This window comes from Pseudomonas sp. HY13-MNA-CIBAN-0226, from assembly GCF_040310305.1.
GTDB classification, from domain to species: domain Bacteria; phylum Pseudomonadota; class Gammaproteobacteria; order Pseudomonadales; family Pseudomonadaceae; genus Aquipseudomonas; species Aquipseudomonas gregormendelii.
In genome coordinates this window covers 1-288 of sequence record NZ_JBEOPS010000148.1, presented here as the reverse complement: position 1 = coordinate 288, position 288 = coordinate 1, and the positions used below count along the sequence as shown (strand labels likewise).

At 61.8% G+C, this 288-nt stretch carries 1 pseudogene; it reads left to right on the top strand.

Annotated elements, in window-relative coordinates:
• Positions 1 to 107 precede the first annotated feature (107 nt).
• A pseudogene (locus AAEZ05_RS28160) lies at positions 108 to 288 on the top strand (MFS transporter); the annotation flags it as partial.

The following is a 288-nucleotide window of genomic DNA, read 5'->3' as shown; positions in this document are numbered from 1 at the left end:
GGCTTCTACCATCGGGCCGGGGAGGTGCGACCGCGGGTGGAGACGGCACCGGCCTGGCGCGATGTGCTCTTGGTAAGCCTGCGCCGTGTCGAGGAGGCACAGTCTGCATGAGCCACGATCAACAACTGAATCTGTCGACCCGCAACGCTCGCCTGATCATCTTTGCCCGCGGTGTGTCGGATTTTGGCGCGTTCCTCAACATGGTGGCGTTGTCCACTTATGTGTACTGGCTCAGCCAGAGCGTAGTGTTTGTCAGCATCTTCCTGGCGTGCCGGGTCACCGGTGGGA